Raw genomic sequence first — 18,293 nt, forward strand, 5'->3', positions numbered from 1 at the left:
GCCGCGAAGAAGGTGCGCTCCCTCCCCCGCTTGCGGGCGAGGGTTGGGGAGAGGGTGTCTCCGCAAGCGAGAACCCCCAAGAGGAGAGAGCCCTCTCCCGGCGCTGCGCGCCGACCTCTCCCGCAAGCGGGAGAAGTGAACTTCGCTCGTGGCTGCACCGGTGTTCCCATCATGACCTCAGTACCCCCGCTTGCGATCGACCAGCCCCGGCAAGGCCTCGCCGCGGCGGTGTCGCGCGATGGTATCAAGCACATAGCCGACCGCCGTTTCCGGCTTTGTCGTGCTGGCGATGTGCGGGGTCAGGAGAATGCGCGGATGGCTCCAGAACGGATGGCCCGCAGGCAGCGGCTCGGGCTCGGCGACGTCGAGCACGGCAGCCGACAGCGCACCGCTGTCCAGCGCAGCGATGAGGTCGGCCTCGACCAGATGCCCGCCCCGCCCGACATTGAGCAGCCGGGCACCGCGCGGCAGGCGCACGAACAGCTTGGCGTTGAGGATGCCGCGCGTCTCCGAGGTCAACGGCAGCAGGCAGACCAGAATGTCGCTCTGCCCCAGGAAATCCGGTAACGAGTCGGCGCCCGCGTAACAGGTGACGCCTTCGATCTCGCGCGGCGAACGATTCCACCCCGAGAGCGGAAAGCCGAACGTCTTGAGCCGTTCCAGCACCGCCTGGCCGAGTTGGCCGAGCCCCATCACGCCGATACGCCGCTCGCTCGTGTACGTCGCCGGCAGTTCGCGCCAGACTTGATCGCGCTGCTGGGCGATGAACTGCACGAGATCGCGATGCAGCGCCAGCACCGACATGCAGGCATATTCGACCATGCGATCGGTGATGCCGGGCTCCATCATGCGGACCAGCGGAACATGCGGCGGCAACTTGGTGATGTCGAACTGATCGACGCCGGCGCCGACCGAGAAGACCAGCTCCAGATTCGGGAACGTCGTCGCGATGGCGTCCGGCGGCACCCAGGCCACGAGATAGCGCACATTGGCGGGATCGCCGATGTCGGGCCAGAGCCGGAACGGGATGTCGGGCGCGCGTTCCGCGAAGAAGCGCGCCCACTCGGCGCCGCGCACCATGTTGGCCTTGTAGAGAACCGTCATGCCCGCCTCAGAACGGGCTGACCGGCGCGAGCCGACGGCCGTCGATCATGCGCTTGTGGCTGTAAGCGGCGGGATCGACCAGCGGCGTCGAGCCGGTCACGATGTCGGCGGCGAGCTTGCCGGCCGCGGGACCGATGCCGAAGCCATGGCCCGAGAAGCCGGTGGCGAGGAAGAAGCCCGGCAGCGCGTCGACCGGCGAGATCACCGGAATGGTGTCGGGCGTGCAGTCGATGGTGCCGCCCCAGGCTTCTGCGATCTCGATGTCCTTCAGCCCGGGGTTCGACTTGATCAGCGCCGCCAGCGCCGCATTGACCAGCGACATGTCGGGCGCGGGATCGCGCACGCGCTCGGCCTCGAACGGCGACGGCTTGTCGAAGCTCCAGCTGGTGCCGCGCATGAGCTGGTCGAAGAACGTCTTGCCGAACGAGAGCTTCAATCCGTTCTTGCGGTGCTGATAGGTCGGCCAGAACGTGCGCGCGTAACGGAACAGGTCCGGCGACAGCTCGACCGTGCCGCGGTTGCGCAACGCCAGCGTGAAGCCGCCGTCGAGGCGGCGGCGGATGCAGTAGAAATCGGTGCCGAGCGCGCCGGAGGTGATCTCCGGTCCCGGCGTGGTCCGGCACGCGGTGGCGTTGACGAGGCCGATCGGCAGCTCGATGCCGTGGCGGCGGCAGAACAGCGACGACCACGCGCCGCCCGCCAGCAGCACCGACTGCGTGCGGATGGTACCCTTCTCGGTGACGACGGCGCTGACACGCCCGCCTGTCGTCTCCAGCCCGCGCGCGGCGCAGCCCTGATGGATGGTGACGCCGTGCTTGCGCGCGGCGGTGGCGAGCGCAGGGACGGCCATCGACGGCTCGGCGCGGCCATCGCTCGGCGTGTGCAGGCCGCCGACCCATGTGTCGGCATTACCAGGCATGCGCTCGGCGACCTCCGCCGGCGTCAGGACGGTGGAGTGGACCTGCTGCTCGCGCGCGACCGCGGCCCAGCGCTCCCAGCCGGCGAGTTCGTCCTTGCTCTTGGTGAGGAACAAGACGCCGGTGCGGCGGAAGCCGGCATCGACGCCGGCATCGTTCTGCATGTCCTCCCATAGCCGCAGCGCCTCGCGCGCGAGCGGGATCTCCTCGCGGGCGCGGCCCTGCTGGCGGCACCAGCCCCAATTGCGGCTCGACTGCTCGCCGCCGACATGGCCCTTCTCGACCAGCGCGACGGAGTGGCCCTTCTTCGCCAGATGATAGGCCGCGGATACGCCGATCACGCCGCCGCCGATGACGACGACATCCACCTGCGCCGGCAGGCGTTCGTCGCTGTTGATGCGGTTGAGCGGCGGGGACATGGGGCACTCCTGGAGTTCAGTTCGAGGTCTTGCGCGTCAGACAGTCTTGCGCGTCAGGGGATGTTCATTCGCGGATCGAGCGCGTCGCGCAGGCCGTCACCGAGAAAGTTGAAGCTGGTCACCGCGAGCGTGATGGCGACGCCAGGCGCGATCGCGAGCCAGGGCGCGCTGGTCAGATAGATCTGCGCATTGTTGAGCATGTTGCCCCAGCTCGCCGCCGGCGGCTGGATGCCGTAGCCGAGATAGCTGACATAGGATTCGAGCAGGATCGCCTTGGCGACGTTGAGCGTCGCGGCAACGACGATCGGCGCGATCGCGTTGGGCACGAGCTCGCGGAACATGATGCGCAGGTTCGAGGAGCCGAAGGCGAGCGCGGCCACCGCGAATTCCCGCTCGCGCAACGAGCGCACCTGGGCCTCGACGACGCGCGCGACCGCCATCCAGGCCGTCGCCGCGATCAGCACGGTGGTCGTGACGAGGCCGGGCTCGGTGAGCGCTGCGAGCGCCAGCAGCAGGAAGATGGTCGGAAAGCACAGCACGGCGTCGACGAGCCGCATCAGCACCGCGCCGACGGCGCCGCCATAGAAGCCGGCAAAGGCGCCGACGACGATGCCGACCGCCATCGCGATCACCATCGCGACGATGCCGATCGACAGCGAGACCCTCCCGCCCATCAACAGCCGCGCCAGCACGTCGCGGCCGAGCTCGTCGGTGCCGAGGATATGCGCGCCGGAGAGCGGCGGCGCGAACCGCTTCATGATGTCGATATAGGTGTCGTCAAACGGCAGCAGATAGGGACCGAAGGCCGAGCCGAGCACGAGCACCAGAATGATCAATGCGCCCGCGAGCGCCAGCCGATGCCGGCGGAAGCGCCGCCACGCGGCCTGGCCGGGCGCGAGCTGAACGGTGGAGAGGGTTGCGGTCGCCATCGCTTCAGCCCACCCGGATGCGCGGATCGACGACGGCATAGAGGATGTCGGCGAGCAGCGAGCCGATCAGCACCATCGTCGCCGAGAACATCAGGATACCCATGACCACGGGATAATCGCGGTAGCCGATGGAATCGAGGAACAGCCGGCCCATGCCCGGCCAGGTGAACACGGTCTCCGCCACCAGCGCGCCGCCGAGCAGGGTCGGAAACTGCAGGCCGGCGACCGTGATCATCGGCAACAGCGCATTGCGCAGCGCGTGCACCGTGAGGATGCGCCATTCCGGCATGCCCTTGGCGCGCGCGGTGCGGATGTAGTCCTGGTTGATCACCTCGAGCATCGAGGAGCGCATGAAGCGGCCCCACATCGCGGTCTCGACCAGCGCCAGCACCACGGCCGGCGCGATCAGATGATGCAGCAGGTCGAGGAAGGAGCCGTCGCCAATGGTGTGCCGATTGCCCGCCGGCAGCCAGCCGAGCTTGACCGAGAAGACGTAGATGGTGACGAGACCGAACCAGAACGTCGGGATCGACAGCGCGATCATGGCGCCGACGGTGGCGAGCGTATCGAACAACGAGTAGCGGCGCAGCGCGCCAAGGATGCCGATCCAGCAGCCGAGCAGCACCGCGATGATGGTCGCCGTCGCCATCAGCTCCAGCGTGGCGCCGAGATGCGAGGAGATCACCGACAGCACCGGCTCGCCGTCGCGATAGGATTTGCCCCAATCGCCCCGCACCATGCGGCCGAACCAGTCGAGATACTGGATCGGCAGCGGCCGATCGAGACCGAGCTGCCTGGTGACGCGGTCGAGATCCTCCTGCGTCATCTGCCCGGAGACGGCAAACTGCGACAGCGGGCCGCCGGGCGCCAGATGCAGGATGGCAAAGCCGATTCCCGAGACGATCACGAGCAGCATGATCGCCTGGGCGAGGCGGTTGACGACGTAACGGGCCATCTCAGGCGATCCAGCGCATTGGACGCATCACGCCCAATACCATTCGCGCATGTTCCAGCTGTTGATCGACATGTTGATGTTGGGACGGAAGCCTTGCAGCCCCTCCTTGATGCCCTCGGCGATGAAGCCCTGGAACAGCGGCAGGATGGCGAGGTCGTTGCGGATCAGCTTTTGCAGCTCGCCATAGGTCGCCTTGCGCTGCGCCAGGTCGAATTGCTTGGCGCCTTGAGACAGCAGCCGGTCGGCCTCCGCGCTCTGATATTGATACGTGTTGTAGCCGCGGCCGCCCTTGGCGGGAATGGCGCCGGAGCCGAAGCGCGGCGTCACGTCGGGGTCGCTGCCCAGCATGAAGTTCACGCCGACGATCACCGAATTGAACTTCGATTGCTGCCAGAAGTCGCCCCAGATCACGGCCGCCGGCATGTTGTTGACGCGCATCGCCGCGCCAATGGCCCGCCAGTCCTGGATCAGGAGCTGCTGGCACTGTTCGCGCACGGCACTGCCCGCCGTCGTCGAGTTGGCGAACTCGAGCTTGACGCCGCCCTTCTCGCGAATGCCGCTGGCGCCGCGAACCCAGCCCGCGGCGTCGAGCAGCGCGTTGGCCTTGGCAGGATCGTATTTGTGCTGCGGCAGCCCCTGCTGGAACGACCAGGCCTGCTGCGGCACGAAGCTCTCGGTCTGCGTCGGCAGGCCGTAATAGAGCGCGTCGATGATCGCCTGCTTGTTGATGCCGAGATAGAGCGCCTCGCGCACGGCACGATCGGTGAAAGGGCCAAAATCCAGGTTCGGCGCGATATGCTCTACCGAGGACGTCGACGAAACGAAGATCTTGCGGCCCTTCAGCGTCTTTGCCTCCTGCACGAAGTTCGGCAAGATGCCTTGCAGGCCCGTATAGTCGACCTGACCGGTGCGGAACTGGGTGTAGAGCACGGTGAGATCAGGGATGTATTTGAAGACCACGCGTTCGAGGTACGGCCCCTTGCCATGATAACCGGTGTGGGCGTTCAACTGGATATGGTCGCCGGGCACGCGCTCGCCCCAGCGAAACGGGCCGGTCCCGACAGGCGCATTGTGGAACGGTGAGGCGTTCGGATCGGATACCTTCTCCAGGATGTGCTTGGGCACGATGAAGGTGAACGACGCCAGGATCGACATATAGGGCGAATAGGGCGCTTCCATCCGCCAATGGATCTCGTCGGGCGCCACGACGGTGATGTCCTTGACAAGGCTGTGGCCGACCCGGCTGCGCGCACGGAAACCGGGATTGTTGATCAGCTCGATGGAGAATTTGACATCCTCCGCCGTGAACGGCGTGCCGTCGTGCCACTTCACGTCGCTGCGGAGCTTGATCTTCCAGGTCAACCCATCCGCCGACAGGCCGCCATTCTCGAGGGTCGGGACTTCGCGGGCGAGGTCGGGGACGAACTTGCCGTCGGGATCGATGTACCAGAGCGGCGAGAACACCTGCCACCAGATGCCCAGATCGACCTCGATGCCCGGCATCAAGGGATGAAAGACGGTCGGCTCCTGCGACAGCGCCGCGATCACCTGCCCGCGCGGCTTGTCCGGCGGAGCGGTCGGGCGTTCAGTCTGGGCCAACGCACTGCTCGAAAGCGTCCATCCCGCCGCCGCGCCTGCGCCGAGCTGGAAGAATTGACGGCGATTCGGAATGCCGAGATGCCCTGCCCCAACGCCGAACTTGCCGGTGTCGTCTGCCATGACCCACTCTCCGTTTCCGCACGCGGCACCGTCTCCCGCGCCCCCGAGACCCCGGCAAAGGGACAGGAGTGGGCTTTAGTGCTTCTAAATTTTTCTTCCAAAAGTTCATCACGACTAAATACAGCTGTCAATCGCATTGCTAGAATGCGTTCGCTTTTCAATCCGACTGAAGCCACGAGGCGCGATGCCCGAGGCTGAGATGATGCATGGGAGAGCGACATGGATGGTCGCGGCGATACCAACGGCACCAAGGACGCTTCCACGATCGAAGCTGACGATGCGGTCGACCAGCGCCTGGGTGAAACCGTGCGGCTGCTGCGGCAGCGCGCCGGCCTTTCGATCCAGGACGTCGCCAACAAGACCGGCCTGTCCACCGGCATGATCAGCCAGCTCGAACGCGCACGCGCGATGCCCTCGATCCGCACCCTGCGCCTGCTCGGCATCGCGCTCGATGTCCCCATCTCCTATTTCTTCGAGAGTAGCGATCCCGCCGACGGGCAGCGCTACATCGTGCGCAAGAGCAACCGGAGGCTGCTGCGGCTCACCGCCAGCGGCGTCGTCAAGGAAGCGCTGACCCCGGAAGGCAAAGGCCAGCTCGAGCTCTACGAGCTCACGCTCAACCCCGGCGCCTCCTCCGGCACCGACTTCCTGCAGCACACCGGCGAGAAGGCGGGCTACATCCTCGCGGGCAGCCTGCGGCTGTGGCTCGACAGTCAGGCCCATGTGCTGGAAGCCGGCGACAGCTTTCGTTTTCCGAGCATCGTGCCGCACATGTTCGACAACCCGACCCAGCAGGTGGCGCGCGTGATCTGGGTGACGACGCTGCGGCAGACCGACTCGCCGGCGGGTTGAAGCGGCCCCGTCCCGCACCACCGGAAATTGCCCCTCGACGCCGCCGCGCCTAGTCTGTAGCTCACATGATGCCCGCAGCTCGCGAAGCGGCGGGGGCGGCCGGCGTCTTTGGTGTGAGACCATGAAACTCAGGAGGCTTCTGACCCTCGCGTTGGCCGCACAGGCCATCATGACTGCTGCAGCCTTCCTCGCCTCCTCTCTGGCGACCGGCAGTGCCGAATTCGGCACGGCCCAGCTCCTCGCGCTCTTGGTCAGCGCCGCCGTGGCGGTGCTGCTCGTCCTTCTCTGCGCGCGTGCGATCGAGACGTCGCGGGAAATACGCACCGCTGAGCTGCTGGCCGGGCAGGCGCAGACCAACACGCACATGATGCAAGCCGTCATCAAGACCGCGCTCGATGCCTACATTCAGATCGACGAGAGCGGCACCGTGCTGGAGTGGAGCTTTCAGGCGGAGGCGCTGACCGGATGGACGCGGCAGGAGGCGCGGGGCGCCGACGTCGTCGATCTTCTCGTCGCCGAGCCGCTGCGCGCCGGCTTCAGGCAACGCATGGCGCGCCTCGTTCCGGAATTGTCCGCCGCGCCGGCCGGCATGCGCTTCGAAGTCACCCTGGTGCACAGGAACGGCGATAAAATTCTGGTCGAGGCGTCCAGCACGGTGTTGCGGATCGAAGAGCGCTCCATCATCAACACCTTCGTCAGGGACATCACCCAGACGCGCGCTGCCGAGGAGCAGCTGATCCAATCCCAGAAGATGGACGCTGTCGGGCAGCTCACCGGCGGCATCGCGCATGAATTCAACAACATGCTCACGGTGATAACAGGCACGATCGAGATCCTCGCCGACGCCGTCAAGGACAACCCGCCGCTCGCGACCATCACCAAGCTGATCAGCGAGGCCGCCGATCGCGGCGCCGCGCTGACGTCGAGCTTGCTCTCCTTTGCCCGCAAGCAGGCGCTGCAGCCGGCCGAGATCGACGTCAACGAGCTCATCGAGGAGCTCGCCAAGCTGCTGCTCGCAACCTTCGACAAGAAGATCGAGATCGTGACGAAGCTGGGCGGCAACGTCTGGCTGGCCTACGCCGACCGCGGGCAATTGAGCTCGGCGCTGCTCAACCTCGCCATCAATGCCCGCGATGCCATGCTGGACGGCGGCAGGCTGACGCTGACGACGCGCAACGTCGTGTTCGGCGTGCGCGAGGCCCTGGCGGTCGGTGCCGGCTATGCCGGCGACTATGTCGAGATCGAGATTACCGACACCGGCACCGGCATTCCGCAGGCCATTCTCGAACGCATCTTCGATCCGTTCTTCTCGACCAAGGAGGTCGGCAAAGGCACGGGGCTCGGGCTCAGCATGGTGTTCGGCTTCGTCAAGCAGTCCGGCGGCGGCATCAAGGTCGCCTCGGAAGAAGGACGCGGCACCATCTTCACGATCTACCTGCCGAAGGCGGAGGCGAGCACGCTGCGCCCGACCGGCTACGACGATCGCAAGATCGTCGGCGGGACCGAAACCATCCTCTGTGTCGAGGACGACCGCGAAGTCCGACACTACGTCACGGTCCAGCTCGAAGGGCTCGGCTACAAGGTCATCCCCGCCGCCGATGCGACCGAGGCCCTCGCCATCGCGGCCGAAGGCACCCCGTTCGCGTTCGACCTGCTCTTCACCGACATCGTGATGGCCGGCAGCATGAACGGACGCGAGCTCGCCGAGCAGATGGTGGCCGCACGACCGTCCTTGCGGGTCCTCTTTACCTCCGGCTACGCCTACGATTCCCTGCATACACAGGGACGCGCCACCATGGGTGCGCCGCTGCTGCGAAAGCCCTACCGCAAGGCCGAGCTGGCACGCCTGCTGCGGCGCAGCCTCGACACCGCAGTCGATTCCGCCGGCGACGCGATCCCGACGCCCTACTCGGTGCAGGCCGACGTCGAGGCGTTTCTGCGCAGGCAGGCCGCGGAAGATAGTGGCACGACGCGGTCGCGGAAGTAGCGTCCGCGCTAGCTCATCCTTCGGCGCAGCGTCGCCGATGGCGTCTCGCCGAACTTTTCGCGGTAGGCGCCGGCCATGCGGCCGAGATGGGTGAAGCCGAGATCGAACGCGATCTCGGTGATGGAGGCATCGGGCGCGGCCTGCGCGAGGCGCGCGTTAAGGCCGGCGAGGCGCATGTCGAGCAGCATCTGCGAGATCGACAGGCCGAAGTGACGGCGGAAGCCGAGCTGCAGCGCGCGGATGCCGATGCCGGAGGCGCAGGCGAGCTGCGCGAGATCGAGCGGCTCGCCGGCATTGTCGGCCAGATGGTCGCGTGCGGCGCGGAGCGCGCGCGGCAGGCGCTCGGCCTGGCCCGAGAAGGTTTCAATCGCATCCGAGTGGCTATGCCGCTGCCCGTTGAGGAGATGATCGAGCAGCGCTTCGCGCCGATCGGCCATTGCGACCGGCGACAGCCGGCCCGATGGACCGAGACGCTCGGCGAGCGTCATCAGTTCGGCGAGCCGGGCCTGCAGGGCCCGCCCCGACGGCGCATCCAGCTCGATCACCGGATCGAACTCGACCGCCCCGGTCGCCCTGCCCGACAAGGCCGCGGCGCGCTGCTCGACCATGCGGCGGTCGAGCAGCAGGATCGCCTGTGCGCAATCGCTCCACATCATCCGGGTCGGAATGGTCGGCGACAGCAGCGATGCCGTCCGGCCCGGCGCCGCATCGAGCTCGCGATGACCGGCACGAATGCGGGCGCTGCCCGCGAGCGGGACCTGCACCAGGAAGAAGCGCTCGAGGCAGCCGGGATCGATGCTGACCGATCCGCCATAGGCGACGTAATTAATGGAAAAGCCGTCGAAGCCCGCGCAATTGTGTCGGGCCGAGAAGCCGGCCGCCCGCGCCTTCGTCGGCCTGAGATCATGCGGGCAGAAGATGCGCCCGATCTGCTCGGCCGCCTCGTCGACGTCGTCCGTGGTGACGCGGTCGAAGGCCGCAAGCCGTTCGGCTGCAGAGGCTCTTGCGCTCATTTCCAGCTCGGCTGCGGACATCGTCGACCATGCTTCGCGCCCGGAATTACTTTAAGCCTATAATAGTTCCGCGGGCGCGAAAAGGGGCGCAACTCGCAAAATCATCGTGCTGCACGGCAACAGGCGCTCCGGATTCGTTTAGCGGATAGACAGGCGGCCCGTCCCCGGCCGATGCTCCGTCCCCGCCGGAATCCATGAGGAGCAAGCCATGACTGCACTCGAAAAAGGCATTACCGCCAACGGCACGGGCTATGGCGGCAAGAGCTGGAACATCCTCGGCCAGGTCTATTTCCCCAAGGCCGTGACCGATTCCACCTTCGCATTCGAAACCAACAGCGATCCCGGCCAGTTCGTGCCGGTGCACATCCACCCGACCCAGGACGAGTTCATCCTGGTGCAGGAAGGCACGCTCGATCTCAAGCTCGACGGTCAATGGGTCAAGGCCCATGCCGGCGACCTCGTGCGCATGCCCCGCGGCATTCCGCACGGCTATTTCAACAAATCCGACAAGCCGTGCCGGGCGCTGTTCTGGGTCTCGCCGATGCAGAAGCTGGAGGCGCTGTTCAACCAGCTGCACAATCTGACCGACCCCGCGGAAGTCGTGCGCATCTCGGCGCTGCATGAGGTCGACTTCCTGCCGCCCGAGGCCAACGACTAGCCGTCGCCGCTTCCTCCGCTTCCATCTGCTCGCAGCCCGGCCGGCCGCGCCTTGCGGCCGAACGCGGTCGCTTGCGCGCCAAACACATCGAGCAATCCCATGGTCAGCCCAAAACATGTCTGCGTGATCGGCGCCGGCGTCTCCGGCCTTGCCGCCGCGAAAGCATTCTCCACCCGAGGCCACCGCGTCACCATCGTCGAGCGCAGCTCAGATCTCGGCGGCGTCTGGGAGCCGGCGCGCTCCTACCCAGAGGTGCAGACCCAGAGCCCGAAGGAGCTCTACCGCTACACCGACCGCGCCATGCCGGAGGCCTATCCGGAATGGCCGACCGGGCCGCAGGTCCACGCTTATCTCGCCAACTATGCCAAAAGCTTCGGCCTCGACCACATGCTGCGGCTCAACACCGAAGTCGCCGGCATGGCGCGCCGTGCCGACAGCAGACCGGGATGGACACTGGTCTTGAAGGATAAGAACGGCACGGGCACGAACGAGGATTTCGATTTCGTCGCGGTCTGCACCGGGCAATTCAACGAGCCGCGCGAGCTGCATTGCCCCGGCGAGGGCGGCTTTCTGGCGCAGGGCGGCCAGATCCTGCATTCGTCGAAATACGGCGATCCGACGCTGGCGAAAGGACGCCGCGTCGTCGTGCTCGGCGGCTCGAAGTCCGCGACCGACATCGCCGTGAACGCGGTGAAGTCAGGCGCGCGCGAGGTCACGATCGTGATGCGCGAGCCGGTCTGGCGCATTCCCTATTTCATCGGCGGTCTCGTGAACTTCAAGCGCATCCTCTACATCCGCGCGCAGGAGGAGATGTTTCCCGGCTGGGGCATCGGCGCGATGGGGCGGCTCGCGCATCGCATCGCCGCGCCGCTGGTCTGGGCGAACTGGCGCGGGCTGGAGAGCCTGCTGAAGGCGCAGCTCAAGCTCGCCCGTTGCAACATGGTGCCGAAGGAGCGGATCGAGGACGGCGTCAACTGCTCGGTGCCGATCGCAACGCCTGACTTCTATCCGATGGTCGCCGACGGCCGCATCAAGGCCGTGTTCGGCACGTTCGACCATTATGAGGGCGACAGCATCGTGATGAGCGGCGGCGAACGCGTGGGCGCCGACGTCGCGGTGCTCGCGATTGGCTACAAGCTCGGCGTGCCGTTCCTGCCCGAGGCCTATCAAGCGAAGCTGGTCGATGCCGACGGGCAGTACCGGCTCTATCGCCTGATCGCCAATCCTGATCTGCCCGAGCTCGGCTTCGTCGGCTTCAACTCCTCATTCTGCACCGTGCTGTGCGCCGACCTCGCGGCCAACTGGCTGGTGCGTTATGCCGACGGCCAGCTCGCGAAGCAGCCGACGGCACAGGCAATGCGCGACAACATCGAGATGATGCTGCACTTCAGGCGCGTCGAGCGGCCGGCCGCGGGCGTCTATGGCGGCCTCTGCGTCGCGCCCTATCACTACCGCCATTTCGACGAGCTGATGGCCGACATCGGCACGAAGCAGCAGAAGCGCGGCGGGCTCGCGGGGCGCTTCCAGCCGCCGGATGCGGATGCTTACGCCAAGTTCCTGGCGACGGCGCCGGACTACCGGGCGGCGTGAGAGGGGAATTGCGGCAGCTCGCCTCCGACGTTTACGATCTCGCTGGCCACCGAATCGAGGGGAACCAGCCATAGGATCGGCCATGGGATCGAGACGACTTGCCGCCGCGGCCCTTGCGGCTGCTGCCTTCCTCGTCGCGGCGCCCGCCGTAGCGCAGAAGGCGGCGCCGACACCACAGCAGTCGGAGGCGCTCGCGGCCTACGAGCGCGCGCTCGGCGACTTCAAATCCATCCTCGCCGAGCGGCGGCGCCAGATCGAGGCGAAGGAGCCGCTGCCGAACCTGCCGGGACAGGCGCTCTATCTCGCGCGCGTCGCCGTGATCAGTGCTTACAAGGACCTCACCGACGTCATGCCGTCGCGGATCGGCCGGCCGAACAAGTTCGAGATTCCTCCGGCCTACTTCGATGCCGAGATCGAGCCGCTGGTCGACGAATACGGCAGGCTGTTCGACCTCATGGAGGCGCCGCCTGCGAGCGCGCAGAGCTCGCCGACACCATTCAGGGACGTCATCGATCTTGCCGTTGCGATTGCGCGCGCCAAGGGCCTCGCCCCCGAACATGCCGAAGCTGCCGGGCGGATCAGCCTCGGGCTGTTCTTTGCGGAGACCAACGGCAAGCAGAATGTCCGCAATGCGCGCTCGAACACCTATATGGGCAGCTTCCAGACCGGCCCCTCCGAAGACCGCAACGGCAGGCGGAAATGGGAGGCCATCAAGGGCGACATCGCCGCGATCGATCCGCACCTGAGCGCACGCGACGACAAGGAGGAGGCGCGCGCCCGCGGCACAGATCACCGCTTCAACCACTGGACCAATGTGCGCGACGGCCTGATGAACGCGCACGCCGATCTGTTTCGTGAGATCCCGAAAATCGTGAAGACGCTGCCCGACCCGATCGACCAGATGAAGCTGTTCGAGCTGATCCAGATCGTTCCCACCCCGACGCGGTCGGCGCTCAAATCCGGCGATCTCCTGAACTATGGGGTTTCCAGCCCCACGATCATGAAGCACCTGCGCAACAACAGCATCTTTGCCTTCGGACGGGCCGACCGGGCGAAAACCTCGGCAAGCTACCGCGAGATCCTCGCTGCGATGTGGCTGTTCAACCGCAAGTTCGAGAAGGCGATGGCGAAATACGCGGAGATCAGGGGCCGCTGAGGAGGCGGTCGAACGCCGCGCCAAGGCTTTGCGGGCAAGCGACCCAGAGTGCCCCCGCGGACAGACTCTGGATTGCTTCGCTTCGCTCGCAATGACGGAGCGCGCGGCGCGCCCTCGCACACATCCGCCGTCATTGCGAGGAGCCCTTGCGACGAAGCAATCCAGGCTTCCACCGCGGAACGATCCCGGATTGCTTCGCTCCGCTCCCGCCGGGAACATTACTCCGTCCGGATCGGCGAATCGTTCCGACAGATAAAAGCGATTTGTCGCAAATAAATCTGCCAAAGGGCACGCCGCCGTTTGCAGTGCAAGGCACGTGACCGCCATGGCTATGGTGTTTCGCGGCCGCGCATTTGTTGGTAGCCTGCCGCACCGACAGACAGCAATCGGGGACCACCGAATGACGCGCGCGAATCCCACCTCTCCCGCACGACGCAAAGAAGCGTGGACGCGTATCGGGCAGGTCCTTTCCGCCGCGACCGCCGTGATCATGCTCGCCGGCTGCGAGGACAAGAACACGTTCGTGGCGCCGCCGCCGCCCAAGGTGGACGTCGCGACGCCGGTGCAGCGCCCGGTGACGCGCTACGTCGAGGCCACCGGCAACACGGCGCCGATCAAGAGCGTCGATCTCGTCGCGCGCGTGCAGGGCTTTCTGCAAACGATCGACTATCAGGACGGCACGTTCGTCAAGCAGGGCACCCAGCTGTTCACGATCGAGCCTGAGACCTACAAGCTCAAGGTCGAGCAGGCGAAGGCCGCGGAGGTCGGCGCGCAAGCCACGGTCAAGCAGACCGAAGCCGATTACAAGCGGCAGGTCGAGCTGGTGCAGCGCCAGGCGGTCTCGCAGTCCACCCTCGACACCTCGACATCGACCCGTGACAACGCTCAGGCCAACCTCCAGCAGGCCCAGGTCAATACGAGGCTGGCGGAGGTCAATTACGGCTACACCAGGGTGACCGCGCCGTTCGACGGCGTCGTCAGCGCGCACATGGTCTCGGTCGGCGAACTGGTCGGCGTCTCCTCGCCGACCCAGCTCGCCACCATCGTCGCGATGGACCCGATCTATGTGAACTTCACCGTCAACGAGCAGGACGTGCTGCGCATCCGCGCCGAGGCGGCCCGCCGCGGACTGACGCCCACGGATATGAAGCAATTCCCGATTCAAGTGGGGCTGCAGACCGAGACCGGCTATCCGCATGAGGGCAAGCTCGACTACGTCTCGCCGACCCTCAATCAATCGACCGGCACGCTGGCGGTGCGCGGCCTCGTCCCCAACGACAAGCGGGTGCTGCTGCCCGGCTATTTCGTCCGCGTCCGCGTGCCCTTCGACCAGGAGAAGAGCGCGCTCCTCGTTCCCGACACCGCGCTCGGGAGCGACCAGGGCGGCCGTTATCTGCTGGTGGTCAACAGCGACAACGTCGTCGAGCAGCGCAAGGTGCAGATCGGCCCGGTCGACAACGGGCTGCGCGTGATCGAAAGCGGCCTGAAGCCGGAGGACCGCGTCGTGACCGCGGGGCTCTTGCGCGTCATCCCGGGCCAGAAGATCGATCCGCAGATGACGAAGATCGAGCAGTCGCAGGCCTCGAGCAAGTAAGGGCTGCCAGCCATGATCTCAAAGTTCTTCATCGAGCGGCCGGTCCTCTCGAACGTCATCGCGCTCCTGATGATCCTGATCGGCGGCGTCGCGCTGTTCAATCTCGCCATCGCGCAATATCCCGACGTGGTGCCGCCGACCGTGCAGGTCACCACGCGCTATCCCGGCGCCAGCGCCAAGACGGTGATCGACACCGTGGCGCTGCCGATCGAGCAGCAGGTCAACGGCGTCGAGGACATGCTGTACATGCAGTCCTACAGCGGCTCCGACGGCACCTACACGCTGACCGTCACCTTCAAGATCGGCACCGACCTCAACTTCGCGCAGGTGCTGGTGCAGAACCGTGTCTCCAGCGCGCTGTCGCAATTGCCGCAAGCCGTGCAGAACCAGGGCGTCACCGTGCAGAAGCGGTCGACCTCGATCCTGTTGTTCGTGACGCTGACCTCGCCGGATGCGAGGTACGACAGCCTTTACTTGAGCAACTACGCCACCATCAACATCCGCGACGAGCTCTCGCGCCTGCCCGGCGTCGGCAACGTCACCGTGTTCGGCGCCGGCCAATATTCGATGCGGATCTGGCTCGATCCCAACAAGCTGCAGGTGCGGGGCCTGGTGCCGCAGGACGTCATCAACGCAATCCAGCAGCAGAGCCAGCAGGTCTCAGCCGGCCAGGTCGGCGCGCCGCCGACGCCGCCGGGACAGGCGTTCCAGTACACGCTCAACGTCAACGGACGGCTCGACGACGCCGGCCAGTTCGAGAACATCATCGTCAAGACAGGCTCGAGCGGCGACGTCACGCGGGTGCGCGACGTCGGCTGGGTCGAGCTCGGCGCGCAGACCTACAGCCAGATCTTCTCGCTCAACAAGCAGCCGGCCACCGGCATCGGCGTGTTCCAGTCGCCCGGCGCCAACGCGCTCCAGGTCGAGCAGGCCGTCGAGAAGAAGATGGCCGAGCTCGCCAAGCGCTTCCCCGAAGGCATCAAGTACGACACGCCGTTCGACACCACCAAGTTCGTCGAGGCCTCGGTGCACGAGGTCTACATGACCTTGATCGAGGCCGGCTTGCTGGTGCTGGTCGTGATCCTCGTCTTCCTGCAGGACTGGCGCGCGATGCTGGTGCCGGCGACGACCGTGCCCGTCACCATCATCGGCGCCTTCGCGGCGATGGCGGCGCTCGGCTTCACCATCAACATGTCGACGCTGTTTGCGATCGTGCTTGCAATCGGCATCGTGGTCGACGACGCCATCGTCGTGGTCGAAGGCGCCGCCCACAACATCGAGCAGGGCATGAACGGCCACGACGCCGCGATCCGCGCCATGGACCAGCTGTTCGCGCCGATCGTCGGCATCACGCTGGTGCTGATCTCTGTGTTTTTGCCGGCCTCGTTCCTCGCAGGACTGACGGGACGCATCTACTCGCAATTCGCGCTGGTGATCGCTGCCACCGCGCTGCTCTCCGCCATCAACGCAGCGACGCTGAAGCCGACGCAATGCGCGCTGTGGCTGCGGCCGGCGGTGCCGCCGGAGCAGCGCAATTTCTTCTATCGGGGCTTCAATGCGGTCTACAACCGCCTCGAGCGCGGCTACACCAGGCTGATCACGTTTCTGGTCAAGCACGCCACCATCTCGGTCGCGTTCGCGCTGCTGGTCATCGCAGCCAGCGGCTACGGCCTGTCGCGGGTGCCGACCGGCTTCCTGCCGATCGAGGACCAGGGCTATCTGATCGCCGCCGTGCAGCTGCCCGACGGCGCCGCGCTGGAGCGGACGCAGGCCGTGCTCGACAAAGCGAGCGGGCTGATCAAGGACACGCCCGGCGTAGCGCAGGTCATCACCATCGCCGGCATCTCCGCGCTCGACAACAGCGCCAGCCTCGCCAATGCCGGCGTCGCCTACATCATCCTGAAGGACTGGGACGCGCGCAAAGGGCCAGGCGAGGATCTGCGCTCGCTGGTCTTTGGCCTCAACGACAAGCTCGCGGCCATCATGGAGGCCCGCACCATCGTGCTGCCGCCGCCGCCGATCCAGGGCATCGGCAACGCCGCCGGCTTCTCGATGCAGGTCGAGCTGCGCGACGGCAACAGCGATTTCGCCAAGCTGCAGGCCATCACCGGCGCGATGGTCAGCAATGGCCAGAGCCAGAGCGCGCTGCAGCGCGTGCAGTCCTCGTTCCGCTCGTCGGTGCCGCAATTCAACGTCGAGATCGACCGCGTCAAGACCCAGACGCTGCACGTGACGACAGATCAGGTGTTCTCGGCGCTGTCGACCTATCTCGGCTCGTCCTATGTCAACCAGTTCAACAAGTTCGGCCGCGTGTTCCAGGTCTACACCCAGGCCGATCCGGCGTTCCGCGTCACCGAGCGCGACATCGCCAACATGCAGGTGCGCAACTCGAACGGCGACATGATCCCGATCGGCACCGTCGCCAAGATCACGCCGGCCACGGGTCCGTCGCTGATCAGCCTCTACAACCTCTATCCGTCCTCGACCGTGATCGGCCTGCCGGCGCAGGGCTACTCTTCCGGCCAATCGCTGAAGCTGATGGAGGAGATCGCGGACAAGACGCTGCCGCCGGGCACCGGCTATGAATGGACCGCGATGTCCTATCAGGAGAAGGCGGTCAGCAACCAGATCTACTGGGTGTTCGGGCTCGCCATGCTGCTGGTCTATCTCGTGCTCGCCGGCCAATACGAGAGCTGGTATGCGCCGATCTCGGTGATCCTCGCCGTGCCGCTGTCGCTGCTCGGGCCGATGCTGATCCTCTCCGCCCTCAAGATCGACAACAACCTCTATTGCCAGATCGGCCTGATCCTGCTCATCGCGCTGTCGGCGAAGAACGCGATCCTGATCGTCGAGGTCGGCCTCGAGCTGCACGGCCGCGACGGCAAGCCGATCCTGGAGTCCGCGATCGAGGCGGCGCGCGCCCGCTTCCGCCCGATCCTGATGACCTCGTTCGCCTTCATCCTCGGCGTCGTGCCGCTGGTGCTCGCCACCGGCGCCGGCGCCAGCGCGCGCAAGTCGATCGGCATCACCGTGTTCTCGGGGATGCTGGCCTCGACCTGCCTTGCGGTGCTGTTCGTGCCGGCGTTCTTCGTGGTGGTGCAGCGCTTCGAGAACTGGCGGGCGAGCAAGAAGGCGGTGAAGGCGGTGGCGGAGGTGAAGCCTTAGCTGCTTTTGGTCCGCTCGAAACAAAAGTGCGAAAACAACCCCATGCACAGTAGGGATGGGGTTGAAAAGGCTTACGAGAATTTCGGTCTTGCCGAATCGACTTGCTCCGTCGGGCAAAACACTGGCAGAATGGCATCATGGGCGGAATGAGCGATCGTCCGCGCGCCCCTCGTCATTGCGAGCGCAGCGACTTGTCCGCCGAAGCCTTGGCGAAGGCGGAAGCAATCCAGACTGG

At 66.0% G+C, this 18,293-nt stretch carries 13 protein-coding genes; 7 read left to right on the top strand and 6 right to left on the bottom strand.

Features of this window, described 5'->3' with window-relative positions; translation table 11 throughout:
- Nucleotides 1–177: 177 nt before the first annotated feature.
- The 5 genes from ACNJYA_RS29270 to ACNJYA_RS29290 are packed head-to-tail and all read right to left on the bottom strand — an operon-like array spanning nucleotide 178 to nucleotide 6,043.
- The gene (locus ACNJYA_RS29270; protein WP_439364080.1) at nucleotides 178–1,104 is read right to left on the bottom strand and encodes a 2-hydroxyacid dehydrogenase; all 927 of its coding nucleotides are present in this window, start codon (nucleotides 1,102–1,104) and stop codon (nucleotides 178–180) included.
- A gap of 7 nt (nucleotides 1,105–1,111) precedes the next feature.
- On the bottom strand, nucleotides 1,112–2,440 hold the full coding sequence (locus ACNJYA_RS29275) for an NAD(P)/FAD-dependent oxidoreductase (protein ID WP_439364081.1): 1,329 nt from the start codon (nucleotides 2,438–2,440) through the stop codon (nucleotides 1,112–1,114).
- A gap of 53 nt (nucleotides 2,441–2,493) precedes the next feature.
- On the bottom strand, nucleotides 2,494–3,369 hold the full coding sequence (locus ACNJYA_RS29280; protein ID WP_212254534.1) for an ABC transporter permease: 876 nt from the start codon (nucleotides 3,367–3,369) through the stop codon (nucleotides 2,494–2,496).
- Between the two features lie 4 nt (nucleotides 3,370–3,373).
- Nucleotides 3,374–4,324: an ABC transporter permease gene (locus tag ACNJYA_RS29285; RefSeq protein ID WP_212254533.1), complete on the bottom strand. Its 951-nt coding sequence runs from the start codon at nucleotides 4,322–4,324 to the stop codon at nucleotides 3,374–3,376.
- 27 nt (nucleotides 4,325–4,351) lie between these two features.
- Entirely contained in the window at nucleotides 4,352–6,043 is a 1,692-nt protein-coding gene (locus tag ACNJYA_RS29290; protein WP_439401131.1) for a peptide ABC transporter substrate-binding protein, read from the bottom strand.
- A gap of 219 nt (nucleotides 6,044–6,262) precedes the next feature.
- Between ACNJYA_RS29290 and ACNJYA_RS29295 the strand changes: the two genes are divergently transcribed.
- Together ACNJYA_RS29295 and ACNJYA_RS29300 are read left to right on the top strand one after the other, a co-directional pair.
- Nucleotides 6,263–6,895, top strand: a complete 633-nt coding sequence (locus ACNJYA_RS29295) for a cupin domain-containing protein (protein ID WP_212254532.1) — start codon at nucleotides 6,263–6,265, stop codon at nucleotides 6,893–6,895.
- A gap of 121 nt (nucleotides 6,896–7,016) precedes the next feature.
- A complete protein-coding gene (locus tag ACNJYA_RS29300) occupies nucleotides 7,017–8,882 on the top strand; it encodes an ATP-binding protein (RefSeq protein WP_439401132.1) in 1,866 nt (621 codons plus the stop codon).
- A gap of 8 nt (nucleotides 8,883–8,890) precedes the next feature.
- Here ACNJYA_RS29300 and ACNJYA_RS29305 read toward each other — a convergent pair whose 3' ends face one another.
- Nucleotides 8,891–9,916 carry an AraC family transcriptional regulator gene (locus ACNJYA_RS29305; protein WP_439401133.1) on the bottom strand — a complete coding sequence of 342 codons (1,026 nt, stop codon included), beginning with the start codon at nucleotides 9,914–9,916 and terminating at the stop codon, nucleotides 8,891–8,893.
- Between the two features lie 187 nt (nucleotides 9,917–10,103).
- On the opposite strand from ACNJYA_RS29305, the gene ACNJYA_RS29310 reads away from it, so the two are divergent.
- From ACNJYA_RS29310 to ACNJYA_RS29330, 5 genes are all read left to right on the top strand, one after another.
- A complete protein-coding gene (locus ACNJYA_RS29310) occupies nucleotides 10,104–10,553 on the top strand; it encodes a cupin domain-containing protein (RefSeq protein WP_024339447.1) in 450 nt (149 codons plus the stop codon).
- Between the two features lie 99 nt (nucleotides 10,554–10,652).
- The gene (locus tag ACNJYA_RS29315) at nucleotides 10,653–12,143 is read left to right on the top strand and encodes a flavin-containing monooxygenase (RefSeq protein WP_439401134.1); all 1,491 of its coding nucleotides are present in this window, start codon (nucleotides 10,653–10,655) and stop codon (nucleotides 12,141–12,143) included.
- Nucleotides 12,144–12,225: 82 nt separating this feature from the next.
- The gene (locus ACNJYA_RS29320; protein WP_439401135.1) at nucleotides 12,226–13,299 is read left to right on the top strand and encodes a hypothetical protein; all 1,074 of its coding nucleotides are present in this window, start codon (nucleotides 12,226–12,228) and stop codon (nucleotides 13,297–13,299) included.
- A 400-nt stretch (nucleotides 13,300–13,699) separates the two neighbouring features.
- The gene (locus ACNJYA_RS29325; RefSeq protein WP_025034426.1) at nucleotides 13,700–14,893 is read left to right on the top strand and encodes an efflux RND transporter periplasmic adaptor subunit; all 1,194 of its coding nucleotides are present in this window, start codon (nucleotides 13,700–13,702) and stop codon (nucleotides 14,891–14,893) included.
- 12 nt (nucleotides 14,894–14,905) lie between these two features.
- Nucleotides 14,906–18,058, top strand: coding sequence for an efflux RND transporter permease subunit (locus ACNJYA_RS29330; protein ID WP_439401136.1), 3,153 nt, complete (start codon nucleotides 14,906–14,908; stop codon nucleotides 18,056–18,058).
- Nucleotides 18,059–18,293 lie beyond the last annotated feature (235 nt).

The sequence above is a fragment of the Bradyrhizobium sp. BLXBL-01 genome, assembly GCF_051853025.1.
Lineage (GTDB): Bacteria > Pseudomonadota > Alphaproteobacteria > Rhizobiales > Xanthobacteraceae > Bradyrhizobium.

What these genes read in the sequence shown, in the direction of transcription:
- ACNJYA_RS29270 (WP_439364080.1), bottom strand. Translation starts at nt 1,104, where the DNA reads ATGACGGTTCTCTACAAGGCCAACATGGTGCGCGGCGCCGAGTGGGCG.
- ACNJYA_RS29275 (WP_439364081.1), bottom strand. Translation starts at nt 2,440, where the DNA reads ATGTCCCCGCCGCTCAACCGCATCAACAGCGACGAACGCCTGCCGGCG.
- ACNJYA_RS29280 (WP_212254534.1), bottom strand. Translation starts at nt 3,369, where the DNA reads ATGGCGACCGCAACCCTCTCCACCGTTCAGCTCGCGCCCGGCCAGGCC.
- ACNJYA_RS29285 (WP_212254533.1), bottom strand. Translation starts at nt 4,324, where the DNA reads ATGGCCCGTTACGTCGTCAACCGCCTCGCCCAGGCGATCATGCTGCTC.
- ACNJYA_RS29290 (WP_439401131.1), bottom strand. Translation starts at nt 6,043, where the DNA reads ATGGCAGACGACACCGGCAAGTTCGGCGTTGGGGCAGGGCATCTCGGC.
- ACNJYA_RS29295 (WP_212254532.1), top strand. Translation starts at nt 6,263, where the DNA reads ATGGATGGTCGCGGCGATACCAACGGCACCAAGGACGCTTCCACGATC.
- ACNJYA_RS29300 (WP_439401132.1), top strand. Translation starts at nt 7,017, where the DNA reads ATGAAACTCAGGAGGCTTCTGACCCTCGCGTTGGCCGCACAGGCCATC.
- ACNJYA_RS29305 (WP_439401133.1), bottom strand. Translation starts at nt 9,916, where the DNA reads ATGTCCGCAGCCGAGCTGGAAATGAGCGCAAGAGCCTCTGCAGCCGAA.
- ACNJYA_RS29310 (WP_024339447.1), top strand. Translation starts at nt 10,104, where the DNA reads ATGACTGCACTCGAAAAAGGCATTACCGCCAACGGCACGGGCTATGGC.
- ACNJYA_RS29315 (WP_439401134.1), top strand. Translation starts at nt 10,653, where the DNA reads ATGGTCAGCCCAAAACATGTCTGCGTGATCGGCGCCGGCGTCTCCGGC.
- ACNJYA_RS29320 (WP_439401135.1), top strand. Translation starts at nt 12,226, where the DNA reads ATGGGATCGAGACGACTTGCCGCCGCGGCCCTTGCGGCTGCTGCCTTC.
- ACNJYA_RS29325 (WP_025034426.1), top strand. Translation starts at nt 13,700, where the DNA reads ATGACGCGCGCGAATCCCACCTCTCCCGCACGACGCAAAGAAGCGTGG.
- ACNJYA_RS29330 (WP_439401136.1), top strand. Translation starts at nt 14,906, where the DNA reads ATGATCTCAAAGTTCTTCATCGAGCGGCCGGTCCTCTCGAACGTCATC.